This window comes from Aliagarivorans taiwanensis DSM 22990, assembly GCF_000429505.1.
GTDB classification, from domain to species: Bacteria; Pseudomonadota; Gammaproteobacteria; order Enterobacterales; family Celerinatantimonadaceae; genus Aliagarivorans; species Aliagarivorans taiwanensis.
The window spans coordinates 21,264-36,297 of record NZ_AUBZ01000024.1; the positions used below are offsets into that span (position 1 = coordinate 21,264).

Here is a 15,034-nt window from a genome sequence, read left to right on the forward strand (position 1 = left end):
TGAATAATGTAAGCAGTTGTTTTACTTTGATTGCTTGAGAATACCTTTTGGACTCGCGACGTTATTTCGCCTGTGGGCTGCTGTCTTTAAGCCTGCACAGCCTGCTCTACTCACAACACCCCGAAGCCCTCGAGCTGGCAGTGGGTGAGCAGGGCCAGTCAGCAAGCGTTAGCGTTCAGTTGATGGCCAGTGCGCCCACTCCAGCACCAATGCCAGAGCCGACGCCTGAACCAGAGCCAATGCCTGAACCAGAGCCAATGCCTGAACCAGAGCCAATGCCTGAACCTGAGCCAATGCCTGAACCAGAGCCAACGCCTGAGCCAGAGCCAATGCCAATGCCTGAGCCAACGCCGGAACCTGAGCCAGAGCCGACGCCTGAACCTGCAGAGCCGCCAACCGCGCCTGCGCCCAAACAAGCCAGTGATAGTGCCCAACAGCTACCAGCCTTGGTCGCCCAGCCCCAGTTTCGGGTTAAACCCAGCCCTATCGCTTATCCACGCTTAGCCCGCCGTCAGGCCCTGCAGGGCGAAGTGTTGGTAGAGGTTTGGCTCGACAAGCATGGCAAACAACTTAAGCGCGAGCTGCTGCAATCCTCTGGCCACGACATCTTGGATCAGGCCGCGCTAAAGGCCATCGCCAAGTGGCGTTTTGCCCAACATCAGATCGACGGTCAGCCCTGGGCTCACCGCGTTCGTATCCCCGTTCGTTTTAATTTGGATTAACACCATGCCAAGCCTCGAAACCCTGCATAGCCAACTCGGTCTGATGACCTGGCCACTTAGCCTGCTGTCACTACTCACCGTGATGCTATTGCTGGAGCGAAGTCTATATATCCTGCTCAATAGTCGGCTGCGCTGCGCCAGCACGATTCGTCAGCTCTACCAGCTGGCTCCTTCTCGCCAACACGATCTCAGCCAACTGGCCGAGCAGTGGTATCAGCAGCGCAATATGCTCAAGCAAGCCTTGGGCATGCTGCTAAACCATCGCTACCTTTGTAAAAGTCTGCGCGAAGAAACCGCGCAGATTTGGCTGGCCGAGAAGCGCCGACAGCTCGGTGCCGGGGTGCGGGTGCTGGGGATTATTGGCGTGATCAGCCCGTTGATTGGCCTACTCGGTACAGTACTTGGCTTGATTGCCATGTTTAATGGCTTGGCGGAGCAAGGCGGCAACGTCGACGCAGCCAGCTTGGCCGACGGCCTGGGTCTGGCGATGGGCACCACCGCCGCCGGTTTGATGATCGCCCTGCCAGCAATTGTTGGTGCTCAAGCTTGCAACCTGTGGGCAGAGAGCTGCAGCGCCAAGCTAGAGCACGCGCTTAACCACGCTAACCTCTATCTGGAAGGCATCGATCTTAATCGCCTGTCTTGTGAACAGGAGTGCCCCCAGCAGCAGAGCTGCTGTAGCGACAGCGCAGAGAAGCACACGTCGGGAACCGCTCATAACCCACTCAGCGAGGAAACCGCATGATCCGCGCCAGCAATGCGGTGGCTCCGAGCATGCAGCCCGACCTCACCCCTCTGCTCGATATCATCTTTATCGTGATGGTGTTCCTGCTGATGAGCGTTGGCGTGCACCTGCAAACCCTTGAGATCGAGGTACCCAGTACCGACAACAGCTCAGCACTGGACACCCCACCGCCCGAGACGCTAACCCTAAGCCTGGCCGCCGAGCCGCCCTATTGGGCAATCAACGCAGACAGCTACGCCAGCTGGGACAGCTTTCAAAACGCGCTGCTAGCGCAACTCCAAGTCGATAGCAGCCTACCGGTGGTCATCGCCGCCGATAAACGCACCCAAGTCGAACAAATGATGCAACTGCTGGCACTGCTGCAAACCCAGCAAGTCAGTGCCACTCAGATAGTAATGGAACAACACCCATGACCAAGCGAACCTTTTCCGCGCTGGCGCTGCTGGCCAGCCTGACCCTTCCCGCTTTAGCCAGCGCCGACAACACTGAGCTCACCAGCATAAACGCTGAGCCACTGCGGCTAATTAGCGTGGGCGCCAATGTGACAGAGCTACTGTTCGCCTTACAGGCAGACGAGAGTGTGGTGGCCATCGACAGCACCAGTCGCCACTACGATCCTCAGGGCAGTGTTCCTCAAGTCGGCTACCACCGCCAACTCTCCAGCGAAGGCCTGCTCGCACTCGCCCCCAGCCACCTTATTGGCAGCGACGAAATGGGGCCCGATACTACCCTACGTCAGCTTAAAGCCAGTGGCGTTGAGGTGGTACAGCTGGTCAAGGGCGATAAGCAGGCGCAGCTGTTTGCCCGCATCGACCAGCTCGCCACACTCACTCAGCGGCAGCCACAAGCAGAGCAGCTTAAACAGCAGCTAGCGCGGCAGATCACTGAACTGGCGCAGCAACGCGACAGCCTGCACAGCCAACCCGCCGTGCTATTCCTAATGCTAAGTGAAGGGCGCAGCCCCAACGTTGCGGGCAGCAACACCCCGGTGGATACCATTATTGCGCTGGCCGGAGGCCACAACCCGGCACGCCAACACTTTAGCTCTTACAAAGCCCTGTCAATCGAAGCCATTGTTGAGCAGCAGCCACAGTATCTGCTGGTCGCCGAGCGCACCGTCAATAGCTACGGCGGAGTCGAACAGATCCTTGCCAAACACCCACTGCTGGCGGCGACCCCAGCCGGCGCACGCGGTCAGATTATCTCGGTGCCAAGCCACGCGCTGATCGGCGATGTAGGGCCCGCCAGTCTTGCGCTAGCCAGCACGCTCAGCCAGCGCTTCCACAAGGACGCCTACTAAGATGCTACTGCAAGCTCACTCGCCGCGCGGCCTCGGCAGCCTATTGCTGATGTGTGCCTTGGGTTTATATCTCGCGCTGGTTGCCTCGATAAGTCTGGGGCCGATGGATATCAGCTTTAGCGACAGCATGCGTGCCCTGCTGCCCAAGCAGTCCTTTTTGCCCAGCGAGCTGGCGCCGCATATCGAGGTAATCATCCGCCAAGTGCGCCTGCCGCGCACCCTGCTGGCCATTGCCATAGGCGCGATTCTGGCCTTGTGTGGCACGGTGATGCAGAGTCTGTTTCGCAACCCCTTGGCCGATCCCGGCATCATCGGCGTGTCGGCCGGTGCCTCGCTAGGAGCCGCCTTGTCCATCGTGCTGTTTGGCTCGTTGGCGCAGCACTATCCCGAGGTGCTGTTATTTGCCACCGTGCCGGTGTGCGCCTTTATCGGGGGCGCCCTTACCACGGTACTGGTGTACCGCTTGGGCAGTGGCCCCAACGGCACCTCGGTCACCATGATGCTATTGGCGGGGGTGGCGCTAAGTGCGCTTGCCGGAGCCGGATTGGGCCTGCTCAACTACTATGCCGACGACCAAGCACTGCGCGACCTATCGCTATGGACCATGGGCTCATTGGCGGGAGCCAGCTGGCCGGGCTTGGCGCTGGCTTACGCCTCCTTGCTGGTTCTCGGAGTACTGTTCTACCGCCATGCGAAATCGCTCAATGCCCTGCTATTGGGAGAGGCTGAAGCCCGTCACTTGGGCGTTAATGTGCAGAGTCTAAAACGCTTTTGCATCCTACTGACCGCCGCTGGCGTGGGGATCTGTGTCGCCCTCTCCGGCATGATTGGCTTTGTTGGCCTAATCGTTCCCCACCTTGGGCGAATGCTCTGTGGCCCCAACCACCAGCGCTTACTGCCTCTGGCGGCACTGTTGGGTGCGCTGTTACTGCTGTTAGCCGATATGGGCGCACGCACCCTTATTGCCCCATTGGATATGCCAGTGGGTATTGTCACCGCCATCCTCGGGGCCCCCTTCTTTATCGTGCTGCTGATTAAACAACGGGGCAGGATCTCATGAGTATCGCCATTCAAACCCACCAACTCAGCGTAAGTATTGGCAGCAAGCAGTTGCTTAAGCCCACCTCGGTGGCCCTGCAATCCGGTCAGCTAACGGTGCTACTTGGCCCCAATGGCGCGGGGAAAAGTACCTTGCTAAAAGCGATGATTGGAGAGCTGCGCGCCAGCGGTAAGGTGGAAGTATTTGGCCAAACCCAGAAGAGCTGGCGCAGCGAGAGGCTTGCGCGCCACCTAGCGGTGCTGCCGCAAAGCAGTGAGCTGACCTTCCCGTTTAGTGTGCGCGAAGTGGTGGAGCTAGGCGCACTACCACTGAGTGTCAGCAAGCTACAGCTCGATGACATAGTAGACAAAAACTTAGCACTGACCGATGTCAGTCACCTGCAACTCCGCCCTTATCCAATGCTCTCCGGCGGCGAAAAGCAGCGGGTTCACTTTGCCCGGGTGCTTACCCAGCTAGCCCAAGCCGGTGAGCAGGCCATCTTGCTACTCGATGAGCCCACCTCAGCGCTCGACTTAGCCCACCAGCACAACACCCTCAAGCTGGCAAAACTGCAAGCCGAGCAAGGCGCTTGTGTGGTGGCGGTGATCCATGACCTGAACCTGGCCGCCCAATATGCCGACCGTATTCTGCTGTTAGAACGAGGCAACTTGGTCGCCGACGGCTCGCCCTGGGAGGTACTCAGCGAACGGCGTATTGAGGCTGTTTATGGCTATCCGATCACCGTGATGCCCCACCCCCGCGCCGATTACCCCTTGCTGGTCAGCGCGTAAATGCCCTAAAACACAAAAAGCCAGCCCCAGGGCTGGCTTTTTAAAACGTGTCGCGAGAGCGAACTTAAGCAGTGGTGTCTACCGAAGGCGCTTTCGAGATCATCACCATCGCAGGGCGAATCAAACGGCCATTTAGCTGGTAGCCTTTCTGCATAACCGCAATCTCGGTGTTGGCAGCTACACCTTCAACTTCTTGCATGCCCATGGCTTGGTGCTTGGCAGGGTCGAAGGTTTCATCTTTCGGGTCAACCACTTCAACACCGAACTTCTCAACCGCGGAAATTAGGGTTTTCAGGGTCAGCTCAACGCCTTCGATCATCGGCTTAAGGTCTTGGTTGTCGTGGTCAGCGTGTTGCAGCGCCAGCTCCATGTTGTCGATAACTGGCAGCAGCTCGTTGGCGAACTTCTCCAGCGCGAACTTATGGGCTTTCTCTACGTCTTGGGCGGCGCGGCGACGGACGTTTTCCATCTCAGCTTTAGCGCGCACTACGCTGTCTTTTTGCTCTTCAACTTTGGCTTGAGCGGCAGCCAGTTGCTCAATGAGTTCGGCGATGCTGATCTCTTGCGCTTCTTCAGTTTGCTCGGTTTCAACTGACTCTTGAGCGTCAAGGTCTGCAGCAGCCGCTTGGGCTTGTTCCTCGGCAGCCTCTACGTCCGGGGTGGCTTGCTCGACTACTTGCTCTTCTTCAACCTGTGGCTTGTTCTGCTCACTGCTCATGCAGGATCTCCGTAATAAATCTGGTTAATTTCTTGGAACTTGTGCTTATTATGGGGATCAACCTCCGGCTTTCAAGGGAGGCTGGCGATAAATCTGGCTGCGGCCCGTCAGCAAGGGTTATACTCCCTGTTATCAAGAAGTAAAATCAACACCTTATGAGCAGCGCATTTAAAACCATCGGCCTGATTGGCAAACCGGATCACCGCGAGACCTGCGATACCCTCAGCACGCTTTACGCATTTCTCAAAGAGAAGGGCTACCCGATCCTGGTGGAAACCGAGAGCGCTCGCCAGCTGCCGTTTACCCCCGATGCCATCGCCAGTATTACCGAGTTGGGCGAACAGGCCGATCTCGCAGTGGTAGTTGGCGGTGATGGTCGGATGCTCGGCGCTGCGCGGGTGTTGTCGCGCTTCGACATTGCGGTAATCGGGGTTAACCGGGGCAACCTTGGTTTTCTGACCGATCTCGACCCCGACAACCTGCTGCCGCCACTGGAAGAGGTGTTAAAGGGCGAATACGTCACCGAGCACCGCTATCTGCTGGAAACCCAGGTCATCCGCCACAATGAGATCAAAAGCAGCAACAGCGCCATGAACGAGGTGGTGCTGCACCACGAACGCGTGGCCAGCTTGCTGGAGTTCGAGGTCTACATCGATGGCCACTTTATGCTCAGCCAACGTGCCGATGGCCTGATTATCTCAACCCCCACCGGCTCTACCGCCTACTCACTCTCGGCAGGCGGCCCGATTATCAGCCCAAGGCTGGACGCCCTGACGTTGGTACCGATGTTCCCCCATACCCTGACTTCACGGCCGATCGTGATCGACAGCCACAGTGAGATCCGCCTGCGTATCTCGCGCGAAAATGCCGATTTTATTCAGGTCAGCTGCGACAGCCACGTGGCGCTACCGGTACGCCCCGGCGACGAGGTGGTGATCCGCAAGCAGACCCACGCCCTGCGCCTGGTTCACCCCAAAGATTACGACTACTTTAAGGTGCTGCGTAGCAAACTGGGTTGGGGTAGCAAGCTGTTTTAAGTCGCGCCAAGTTTATTGACTAAGAAAACAGCTAAAGCTAAGTTTGCCTTATTGACTCTTCGAATAAGAGCACGGAGGCTTAGCTATGACGAGAGCACCAACTACCCTTGCCGAAACAGGAAAAATAGCCAGCTTATTCAGCAAAGTTCCGCAAAATACCCAGGTTGATCTTCAGTTTACCAACGCCAGTAAATCCCGCCTCAGATGCAAGTTGCTGGGCTATGGGGTGAACCAAATGGTAATCCTACAAGTTCCGCAGCAGGCCAAGGTACGCTTTAAAGACCTGTTTGTGGAAGGGACTGGCATGGTGGCACGAACCATTGCCGAGAGCACCGCTGGCCAGTGCCTGGCGTTTCGCTCAGTAGTACTTCATCTTATCTACAAACCCACGCTGATCCTGTTTATTAGCTATCCCAAGCAGCTACAGATCATCGATCTCCGTCATCAGCAGCGTTTTATCACCGAAGCACCGTGTACCCTCACTACCCTTGCCGATGAGAAGTCGAGTGAGCGCGCGCCAGCCACGCTGCAAGGCTTACTGACCGACTACTCTGAGAAAGGCTGCCGCATCAAGCTGGAAGGCGCTAGCGAAGAGATTGGCAACCTCAAAGATCACTCACTGATCGTGAGCTTCGATAACCAGCAAGCCGGTGATAGCGACAAGCCTGAAAAGAGCTTTGTCTGCAGCGTGATCAATCAAACCATAGACGGCCATGGCCTGACCTTCCTCGGGTGCAAACTAGCAGAGGGGGAAACAGTTCCTTTGCAGGGCTCACCCCACGTTGAACTAAGCGATACAGCCGTCCAATAAGCGGCACAGCTCATCAACCTGCTGCGCCAAGGTATAGTGCATAAAGCCCAACCTTAGCACGCCTGGCTGCGGCGCAAGGCCCCACTGCTCCAACAGAGCCGGCGCATAGAAATGCCCGGCGCCGCAGTACACACCTTGCTCGCCCAACTGTTTGGCCAACTGATAGGGGGAATACTGTGGGTGGCTAAGTGCAAAGGTGGGAGTGCGCAAGGCGCTATCGGCCAGCGGCAAGCCATAAAGCTGCCACTGTGGGCGCGCTTGTAACCAGCGGATAAAGCGCTCGCTTAAGCCCTGTTCGTGGGCACTAAACTGGGCATAGCTATCCACTAAGCGGGCACGCAGTCCTGCATCGCGCTCTCCCCACTGTGCTAAATAGTCAATCGCGGCGCTCATCCCCGCGATCGCTGCAAAGCTCTGGGTGCCGGTTTCAAAACGCCCCGGGCCTAGATTAGTAGCGGCACTCACCCGATACGCCTCCAACTCGCTGAGCCAAGGCTCGGCCAAGTAGGCAAAGCCCAGATGCGGCCCGCAGAACTTATAGGCCGATCCAAACACCACGGCGCAGTCCAGCGCTTGTACATCCATCAGTTGGTGGGGCAGTAGGTGAACCGCATCGATGGCCAGCATCGCCCCTGCCGCGTTGGCCATCTCGGCGACCCGCGCCAGATTCACAATAGAGCCACACACATTGGATGCGCCGCTCACCGCCAGCAGTTTCACCTTGGGGCTGAGCAACGCTTCGAGCTTGGCGTAGTCGAGCTGCCAGCCCTGTTTGTCCAGCCCCACGGTTATTACATCCACGCCCCGGTCCTGAGCGGCGCGCTGCCAGGAGCTGACGTTGGCAAAGTGATCGAGCTGGGTGACGATGATCTGATCGCCGCGCCGCCAGCGCTGGCTGATCGCACGGCTGAGCTTAAACGCCAGCGAGCTCATATTCTGATCGAAGATAATCTGCGCCGGGGGCGCATTCAGCAGCGCCGCAGCACTAACTCGGCCCTGCTCGACAATCTGCCCCACCCGCTCGCTGCTGGCATAGGGGGCACCTAAATTGGCATTGCCGCCCTGCCAGTACTCGCTCATGGCCGCCAGCACCGACTGCGGCATCTGCGCCCCCCCGGGGCCATCGAAGAAGTAGGGGCAAAGCTCGCCTCTATCGCGGTGCGCCTGCACCACAGCAAGCTGTTGCCAGCAGGCTTCTGCACTATAGGGCATGTACCGTCCTCGCTTTAGTCTTTTGCAGTCAGTACGAATACGTCCATGTAGGCCGGTTCGCGCTCATCACAGGCTGTTATCGGCGTGGCGTAGTGCCACAGCTGATGATCATCGAGGATCGCCACATCGCCATCTTGCAGGGTCAGCGCCATAATCGGCTGGGCGTTGCGCTCACGAAACACCATAAAATCACCACCCTCGATGTTGTGTCGATGGATGCCGATCACCGCGATATGGTCAAAGCCATCTTGGTGCACTCCCTCGGGCGCCACCGGCGTATGCTCATTGATCGCCACAATGCGGATCTGGTGCACCTCAATCACATGATCGCGGGCCAGCTCATGGGCCTCCAAAAACAGCTCACACATCTCTTTTAGGCCATCACTGGCCACCGTCTCTGGCTCGAGTGGCTCGAAGTGGCGCACCACATCACCTTGGAAATGGTTCACATCGGTGCTTTGTACAAAGTCGCTCTCGGGCAAGGCCAGCAAGCGCTCGCCGCACAGTTGCACCATTGAGTAACGGCGCAGCCGATAAGCGCCATCGGCATGGTCGGTATGGGGCAGATGAAAGAACGAAGGGATCAGCTCAACCACGGCGTTATCGCTTAAGTGATTGAGCTGTAACAGGCTATTGGCATGAGTAATCATAGGGTCACTCCTACTAAGGCATTCAGCCTCAGATTAGTAATCGATACTATTGTTTGACCGCACCACCGCACAAAACGTGGCATAAACCAATCAATTTGGAACTTTACGCCGAGCAGATATTAATCTGCAGCCCGTTCATCCAAATTGTAACAATTAGCCAGCCAGACTTTTCCGACTCTCACTAAGAGCTTTGCAACAGCTTGTTTTCATGAGGAAAAATAACAGCATATTTAGCTGTCATCGCGACAGTTATCACTACTCACTCACTACCTAGCCACAGATAACTCCAAGCTGAAGACAATCTCACGCTTTAAGGCTTGAGCTCATCCCACACTCAACTAACCTTGCATGAGTAAGGTATTGATTTTGGAAGAGATAGCCGATGCCAACCAGCAAAGCGCGCGAGCACTACCTACAGGGAAAAATTCTGGTTTTAGGGGCCAGTGGCTATATTGGCAGCCACCTACTGCCCTATTTGCTGGCACAAAACTATCAGTTGCGAGCGGCCTGTCGCCACCCAGAGAACCTGCCGCTGGCCGATCATCACGCGTTGGAGCGCTGTCACTGCAATGCCCTCGACCCGCAAAGCCTGAGCAACGCGCTGCAAGGGGTGAAGCAGGTGATCTACCTGATCCACAGCATGAGCGATGGCAAAGGCTATGCCGAGCGTGACCGGGTAGCTGCGCGCAACCTGGCCTTGGCGGCGCACCAAGCCGGAGTGGAACATATCGTCTACTTGGGCTCACTCACCGCCGATGCTACCCGCTCCACCCACCTGCGCTCGCGCGAGCAAACCGGCGAGGCGCTGCACAGCACCGGCATCAAAGTAACCGAGATCCGCGCACCGATCATTATCGGCCCCGGCTCTGCGCCCTTTGAGGTGATCCGCGATGTGGTCAATCACCTGCCCTTCGGCATCCTGCCCAAGCAGATGCACTCTAGTTCGTCACCGATTGCGCTGGAGAACTTGCTGGCTTATATGAGTGCCACCCTCGATACCCCGGCAATGCAGGGCCTAACCTTGGATATCGCCGGGCCGCAGAAGCTCAGCTATGTGGAGCTGATGCAGGCCTACGCCGACCACCTGAACAAGCCGTTTCGCAGCATTGTGTTGCCCAATATTCCAATCCAGTTGATGCGCCTGTTTGTGCCGCTGCTGACCAGCGCGCCGCCAGGGATCATCCGCGCGCTGCTCGGTGGCCTGTATCACGACATTCAATCGGAGCCCTCGCTGGCACAAAAGCTCTACCCGCAACAGCTGTTGTCGTTGGAGCAAGCCTTCGAGCAAACCGATAACTACGAAGCCCAGCAACAAGACAGCCTAAGCTGGTACCATGGCAATATGATCTACCGACTGCACAACAATCGAAACGCCTACTATGGCGAGGCGATCCACGTCTGTCACAGCGCCAAGGCAACACCCGCGCAGATCTGGCAGGTACTGCGCAAACTTGGCGGCCACCACGGCTACTACTATCTTGATCTGTTCTGGCAAATGCGCGGCTGGATCGACCGCTTATTTGGCGGTGAGGGCCTACGCCGCTATCGGGAGAATCCCATCGAGCTATTTAGCGGCGAGGTGTTGGATAACTGGTTAATCAAAGAGGCGCGCCGCGAAAAGCGGCTGTTTATGCAGTTTTTGATGCGCTCACCGGGCGCTGGCTGCTTGGAGTTCAGCATCGACCCGGAACCAGACGGCCATAGCCGCCTGTCGATTACCGCCTACTGGCATCCCAAAGGGCTATGGGGTCGACTGTATTGGATCTTGTTCAAACCCGCCCACCTGATCCTGTTTCACGGGATGATTAAAACCATCCTTAAGCAGGCGGCCAAGGCGCCTAAGCCTTAGCCATCATGACAGGCCAAGGCCTGCACCGCCCGCTGCCCCCACAATTGGGCGAGTAAGCCCGCCGAGCCACACAGCAAAAAGCCCAGTACCAGCGGTGTCACGTTAGTGGTGATATTGGCGCCAATCAGCGCGCCAATGGGGATCGCAATCAAGGTCGACAGGCTGGCAACAATCGCCGACCCCAAGCCCGCTAGCGCGCCCAAGGGCTCCATAGCCAGTGAGTTGAGGTTGCCGAACAAGATCCCCACCGAGAAGAACACCAGCACCATATAGCCCATCAGCAGCCACAGCGGCGGCAGTTCGGCCAGCAGCAACAGTACAATCAGGAACAGAGCACTCAAACCAATCACCGCGATCAGCGCCCCGCGCACCAACGGCCGCATCCCCAGCTTGGTCACCAGCTGGCCATTGACCAGCGAAGCAGCCCCCACCGAGCAGGCCGCTACCGCAAACAGCACACCGAACATCGCGCCCATATCGTAGAGCTTGATATAGATGATCGATGCCGAGTTGAGGTAGGCCATAAACACACCGAAGATCAGCCCCGACAGCACGGTGTAACTGACCGCCTGCGGCTGGGTGAAGAAAAAGCGAAAGCCCTCGCCGATACTGGCAAGCGACAGTGGTCGGCGCTTCGCCTTGTCCAGTGTCTCTTCAAGGCCAAAGCTAAACCACAGCGCCACAATCGCCCCGGCACAGAACAGCACACCGAAGATCCAGCGCCAGCCCGCCAGATGCATCACCACCTGCCCCAAACTAGGCGCGAAGATCGGAATCAAGATAAACACCGAGAAGATCACCGACATCACCTTAGCCATCGCCTCGCCCTGCAGCTTATCGCGCACAATCGCCACCGTGAGCACCCTTGGCGCCGCCGCCCCCATGCCTTGGATCAGTCGCCCGGCAATCAGTAGCTCAAAGCTCGGCGCCAGAAAACACAGCAGTGCCCCGCTACAAAACAGCAAATAGCCCAGCGCAATCGGCCCTTTACGACCAAAGCGGTCTGACACTGGCCCATAGAACAGCTGCCCCACCGCCATGCCAATAAACACCGCCGTGACCACCCACTGGGACTGGTTTTTGTTTTCCAGCTGATATTCAGCGGCAATATCTAGCAGCGCGGGCAGCATCATATCGATAGCCAGCGCAGCCATCGACATCATCATGGCCATCAAGACCACCAAAGAGATAGGAGGGGAGCTTCGGTTAGGCACAACAGGATCCTTTAAATTTAATGCGCGTGTTATAGCATACTCCGGTGTGCGCTCGCATGGCTTGCGCGAAACACCGCTAAATAGTGATTATCCAACTCGGATATACCCGAACCCGGCTGATTTAACCTTGCACAGTTTCCAACCAACCTGTATGGTTATACAGCTACTGTATTTTTACACAGGTATGGTTATGTTAACGCAGCTGACGGTCCAAAATTTTGCCATCGTACGTTTTCTTGAACTCGATTTTCACCGTGGGATGACCACCATTACCGGCGAAACCGGCGCCGGTAAATCCATCGCTATCGACGCCCTCGGCTTGTGCCTGGGCAGCCGCGCCGAGGCCGCCATGGTTCGCCCGGGTGCCGATAAAGCCGAGATCAGCGTACAGTTCGATATCGAGCAAAACCCACAGGCCCAGCTGTGGCTTCAACAGAATGAACTGGATAGTGACAGTGAGTGCATACTACGCCGTGTAGTCACTAAAGAAGGCCGCTCCAAAGCCTATGTTAACGGCACCGCGGTACCGCTGGCCCAGCTAAAGAACCTCGGCCAATACCTTATCAGCATCCACGGCCAACACGCCCATCATCAGCTACTTAAACCGGCGCAGCAGCTGCATATCGTTGACCAATACGCCAGCCATCAAAGCCTGTTAGAACAGGTAAAACAGCGCTATCAACACTGGAAGCAGCTACGTAACGAACAGGCCCAAGCCAAACAGCAGCAACAAGAGCTGGAAGCCCAGCGCCAACTGTTGGAATACCAAGTACAGGAACTGGACGAGTTCGCTTTGGGCGAAGGCGAGTACCAGCAAATCGAGCAAGATCACCAGCGTCTGTCTAACACCACCGAGCTGCAGCAACAGAGCCAACAACTGTTGCAGCTGCTGGCCCAAGACGAACAGCTAAACGTGAACGACATGCTCAATCAGGCCTGTCGCAGCATCAGTCAGCTCTGCGAGCTCGACCCAAAACTGGAAGAGCTAAGCAACCTATTGCACGAAGCCCAACTGCAGCTCGACGACGCCAGCCATCAGCTCAGCCACTACAGCGAAAATCTTGACTACGACCCGGAAGCGTTTAACGAGCTTGAAGCGCGCCTGTCTCAAGCGCTCGATCTCGCCCGCAAACATCAGGTTCGCCCCGAACAGCTACCCGAACACCACGCCCAGCTAGCCGACAAGCTCACCCAGCTTAACCAACAAGGCGAGCGCCTCGAAGGCTTAGACCAAGAGATCGAGCAGGCCTGGCAGCACTACCTCAAACTGGCACAAAAGCTCTCCAAAAGCCGTCAACGCAATGCCAAAGAGCTGGCCAACCGCATCTGCCAGGAAATCCGCAAGCTCAGCATGCCCAAGGCCCAATGCCAGTTTGCAGTGGTCAGCGATGAGACGCAGGCAAACAGCAACGGTATCGACAAGCTTGAGCTGCAAGTAAGCACCAACCCCGGCCAACCACTGCAGGCTATGGATAAGGTCGCCTCAGGCGGTGAGCTATCGCGTATCGGCTTGGCGATTCAGGTTATTTGTTCGTCGTCGATGCTCAGCCCCACCCTTATCTTCGATGAGGTGGATGTGGGTATTAGCGGGCCAACTGCCGCCGTGGTTGGCAGTATGCTTCGCCAGCTCGGCCAACAAAGCCAGATCCTCTGTGTAACCCACCTGCCGCAGGTCGCCGGCCATGGCCACCAACAGATGTTGGTGCAAAAACAACAGGGCCGAAACAACACCGAAACCAGTATGGTGGCGCTCAACCCGGACCAACGCATCACCGAGCTGGCCCGCCTGTTAGCCGGCGACGCCATTACCGATTCGGCCTTGGCAAATGCCCGCGAGCTGCTGGTTCAGGACTAAGTCTTTTCACCCAAGCAAGCATTTCTACCTGCAACAATGCGAATCGGAGCCGGGTTCTCAAAGATCCGGCTTCTTTTTCTAGGCGCGCTTGGTTATGATTGCCCACCTAAGTAAAGGAGCAACTCACCGTTATGCGCAATTTCGCTAAACTTTGTATTCTCGTGTTAGGCCTAGGCGGCCTGGCTGGCTGTTCAGCGTTCGACTGGATGGTGTACAAAATCGACATCCCCCAAGGCAACTACATCGACAACGCCAAAGTTGAACAACTGCGTATCAACATGACCAAAGAGCAAGTGCGCTTCGTACTGGGTACCCCAATGCTGGTCGACACCTTCGACAAAGAGCGTTGGTACTACATCTACAGCTATCAAGAAGGCAACGGCAAATACGAGCGCCGCGACCTGATGGTACAGTTTGTCGGCAACCATCTTGCACTGGTGGAAGGCGACTACGAACTGAGCCCCGACTTTATGACTCCGCTGGATAGCTAGTCAGCCCCTTCGCCTAAGACATTGCTAAATATGAAAAAAGCTTGGTTAATCCAAGCTTTTTTCTTTTCGCGACAATTGATAAGCTGACACTGTTTTGATTTATTAGTTACCTTATCAAGGAAGATGTAGTAGCAATGAATCTCGTAAAAATCGCTCTATTAGCCACCGCTCTAGGCCTTACCGGATGCGCCACCACCAACGACAGCAAGCTCGCTGAAGCGGTCGATGCCTATCCCAATCAACTCGATGCCAACTACCTGGCAAGCTTCTCCCGCAACATCGCGGAGGAGTGCACGGAAAGACGCTACGGAACCTACAGCGCCGACACCAACTTCAAATGTGAGGTGGTCGGTAGCCTGTTTGTCGTTACCCACACCTTAAAAAACCGCCGCTGGGAATGGTTCCCAGAAGCAGGAGCAAGCGTTACCTCCGAGGTTATGGATTACGTATGCAGCCAAAGCTATACCAGAGCGTTCTTGGAGCAAGGCGGCGGTGTAGTCGTCGATCTCAGGGGCCAAAATGGCTTTGTCGGCAATGTTAAAACCTTGAAGATTGCCCAAGCTAAGCCAACAAGCCACTAAAAAGCCGGGGCTAACCCGG

The 15,034-nt window shown here is 56.7% G+C and carries 16 protein-coding genes; 12 read left to right on the forward strand and 4 right to left on the reverse strand.

Annotated elements, in window-relative coordinates:
• Positions 1–47 precede the first annotated feature (47 nt).
• The 6 genes from G462_RS24495 to G462_RS0112510 are packed head-to-tail and all read left to right on the forward strand — an operon-like array spanning position 48 to position 4,597.
• Positions 48–722 (forward strand): energy transducer TonB, encoded by a 675-nt coding sequence (locus G462_RS24495; protein ID WP_051326723.1) that lies wholly within the window; start codon positions 48–50, stop codon positions 720–722.
• Between the two features lie 4 nt (positions 723–726).
• Positions 727–1,467, forward strand: a complete 741-nt coding sequence (locus tag G462_RS22715; protein ID WP_084405056.1) for a MotA/TolQ/ExbB proton channel family protein — start codon at positions 727–729, stop codon at positions 1,465–1,467.
• The gene (locus tag G462_RS0112495; RefSeq protein ID WP_026959287.1) at positions 1,464–1,880 is read left to right on the forward strand and encodes an ExbD/TolR family protein; all 417 of its coding nucleotides are present in this window, start codon (positions 1,464–1,466) and stop codon (positions 1,878–1,880) included. Before G462_RS22715 ends, G462_RS0112495 begins: the two co-directional genes overlap by 4 nt.
• Positions 1,877–2,767 (forward strand): heme/hemin ABC transporter substrate-binding protein, encoded by an 891-nt coding sequence (locus tag G462_RS0112500; RefSeq protein WP_035477648.1) that lies wholly within the window; start codon positions 1,877–1,879, stop codon positions 2,765–2,767. Before G462_RS0112495 ends, G462_RS0112500 begins: the two co-directional genes overlap by 4 nt.
• Positions 2,768–2,816: 49 nt before the next feature.
• The gene (locus G462_RS0112505) at positions 2,817–3,827 is read left to right on the forward strand and encodes a FecCD family ABC transporter permease (protein WP_425393731.1); all 1,011 of its coding nucleotides are present in this window, start codon (positions 2,817–2,819) and stop codon (positions 3,825–3,827) included.
• Complete coding sequence (locus G462_RS0112510) at positions 3,824–4,597, forward strand: heme ABC transporter ATP-binding protein (protein WP_026959290.1); 774 nt, start codon at positions 3,824–3,826, stop codon at positions 4,595–4,597. Before G462_RS0112505 ends, G462_RS0112510 begins: the two co-directional genes overlap by 4 nt.
• 64 nt (positions 4,598–4,661) lie before the next feature.
• Here the strand turns inward: G462_RS0112510 and grpE are convergent, their stop codons facing one another.
• Complete coding sequence (grpE, locus tag G462_RS0112515; protein ID WP_026959291.1) at positions 4,662–5,315, reverse strand: nucleotide exchange factor GrpE; 654 nt, start codon at positions 5,313–5,315, stop codon at positions 4,662–4,664.
• 155 nt (positions 5,316–5,470) lie between these two features.
• On the opposite strand from grpE, the gene nadK reads away from it, so the two are divergent.
• A complete protein-coding gene (gene nadK / locus G462_RS0112520; protein ID WP_026959292.1) occupies positions 5,471–6,352 on the forward strand; it encodes an NAD(+) kinase in 882 nt (293 codons plus the stop codon).
• A gap of 85 nt (positions 6,353–6,437) precedes the next feature.
• Complete coding sequence (locus tag G462_RS0112525; protein WP_026959293.1) at positions 6,438–7,163, forward strand: flagellar brake domain-containing protein; 726 nt, start codon at positions 6,438–6,440, stop codon at positions 7,161–7,163.
• Here the strand turns inward: G462_RS0112525 and G462_RS0112530 are convergent.
• Both G462_RS0112530 and G462_RS0112535 read right to left on the reverse strand, forming a co-directional pair.
• The gene (locus G462_RS0112530; protein ID WP_026959294.1) at positions 7,140–8,375 is read right to left on the reverse strand and encodes a cysteine desulfurase-like protein; all 1,236 of its coding nucleotides are present in this window, start codon (positions 8,373–8,375) and stop codon (positions 7,140–7,142) included. The two genes, G462_RS0112525 and G462_RS0112530, sit on opposite strands and share 24 nt — an antisense overlap.
• Before the next feature lie 14 nt (positions 8,376–8,389).
• Positions 8,390–9,025: a 2OG-Fe dioxygenase family protein gene (locus tag G462_RS0112535; RefSeq protein WP_035477649.1), complete on the reverse strand. Its 636-nt coding sequence runs from the start codon at positions 9,023–9,025 to the stop codon at positions 8,390–8,392.
• Positions 9,026–9,407: 382 nt separating this feature from the next.
• Between G462_RS0112535 and G462_RS22720 the strand changes: the two genes are divergently transcribed.
• The gene (locus G462_RS22720) at positions 9,408–10,874 is read left to right on the forward strand and encodes a DUF2867 domain-containing protein (protein WP_035477650.1); all 1,467 of its coding nucleotides are present in this window, start codon (positions 9,408–9,410) and stop codon (positions 10,872–10,874) included.
• Here the strand turns inward: G462_RS22720 and G462_RS0112545 are convergent.
• Positions 10,871–12,088 carry a multidrug effflux MFS transporter gene (locus G462_RS0112545; RefSeq protein WP_026959296.1) on the reverse strand — a complete coding sequence of 406 codons (1,218 nt, stop codon included), beginning with the start codon at positions 12,086–12,088 and terminating at the stop codon, positions 10,871–10,873. The two genes, G462_RS22720 and G462_RS0112545, sit on opposite strands and share 4 nt — an antisense overlap.
• A 190-nt stretch (positions 12,089–12,278) precedes the next feature.
• Here G462_RS0112545 and recN point away from each other — a divergent pair, with 190 nt between their 5' ends.
• The 3 genes from recN (at position 12,279) to G462_RS0112560 (ending at position 15,015) form a co-directional block, all read left to right on the forward strand.
• Positions 12,279–13,943, forward strand: a complete 1,665-nt coding sequence (gene recN, locus G462_RS0112550) for a DNA repair protein RecN (RefSeq protein ID WP_026959297.1) — start codon at positions 12,279–12,281, stop codon at positions 13,941–13,943.
• A 131-nt stretch (positions 13,944–14,074) separates the two neighbouring features.
• On the forward strand, positions 14,075–14,434 hold the full coding sequence (locus G462_RS0112555; RefSeq protein WP_026959298.1) for an outer membrane protein assembly factor BamE: 360 nt from the start codon (positions 14,075–14,077) through the stop codon (positions 14,432–14,434).
• 134 nt (positions 14,435–14,568) lie between these two features.
• Positions 14,569–15,015, forward strand: a complete 447-nt coding sequence (locus tag G462_RS0112560) for a hypothetical protein (RefSeq protein ID WP_026959299.1) — start codon at positions 14,569–14,571, stop codon at positions 15,013–15,015.
• Positions 15,016–15,034: the final 19 nt, after the last annotated feature.

Coding starts and splice junctions, on each gene's coding strand:
- G462_RS22715 (WP_084405056.1), top strand. CDS start 727: ATGCCAAGCCTCGAAACCCTGCATAGCCAACTCGGTCTGATGACCTGG.
- G462_RS0112495 (WP_026959287.1), top strand. CDS start 1,464: ATGATCCGCGCCAGCAATGCGGTGGCTCCGAGCATGCAGCCCGACCTC.
- G462_RS0112500 (WP_035477648.1), top strand. CDS start 1,877: ATGACCAAGCGAACCTTTTCCGCGCTGGCGCTGCTGGCCAGCCTGACC.
- G462_RS0112505 (WP_425393731.1), top strand. CDS start 2,817: ATGTGTGCCTTGGGTTTATATCTCGCGCTGGTTGCCTCGATAAGTCTG.
- G462_RS0112510 (WP_026959290.1), top strand. CDS start 3,824: ATGAGTATCGCCATTCAAACCCACCAACTCAGCGTAAGTATTGGCAGC.
- grpE (WP_026959291.1), bottom strand. CDS start 5,315: ATGAGCAGTGAGCAGAACAAGCCACAGGTTGAAGAAGAGCAAGTAGTC.
- nadK (WP_026959292.1), top strand. CDS start 5,471: ATGAGCAGCGCATTTAAAACCATCGGCCTGATTGGCAAACCGGATCAC.
- G462_RS0112525 (WP_026959293.1), top strand. CDS start 6,438: ATGACGAGAGCACCAACTACCCTTGCCGAAACAGGAAAAATAGCCAGC.
- G462_RS0112530 (WP_026959294.1), bottom strand. CDS start 8,375: ATGCCCTATAGTGCAGAAGCCTGCTGGCAACAGCTTGCTGTGGTGCAG.
- G462_RS0112535 (WP_035477649.1), bottom strand. CDS start 9,025: ATGATTACTCATGCCAATAGCCTGTTACAGCTCAATCACTTAAGCGAT.
- G462_RS22720 (WP_035477650.1), top strand. CDS start 9,408: ATGCCAACCAGCAAAGCGCGCGAGCACTACCTACAGGGAAAAATTCTG.
- recN (WP_026959297.1), top strand. CDS start 12,279: ATGTTAACGCAGCTGACGGTCCAAAATTTTGCCATCGTACGTTTTCTT.
- G462_RS0112555 (WP_026959298.1), top strand. CDS start 14,075: ATGCGCAATTTCGCTAAACTTTGTATTCTCGTGTTAGGCCTAGGCGGC.
- G462_RS0112560 (WP_026959299.1), top strand. CDS start 14,569: ATGAATCTCGTAAAAATCGCTCTATTAGCCACCGCTCTAGGCCTTACC.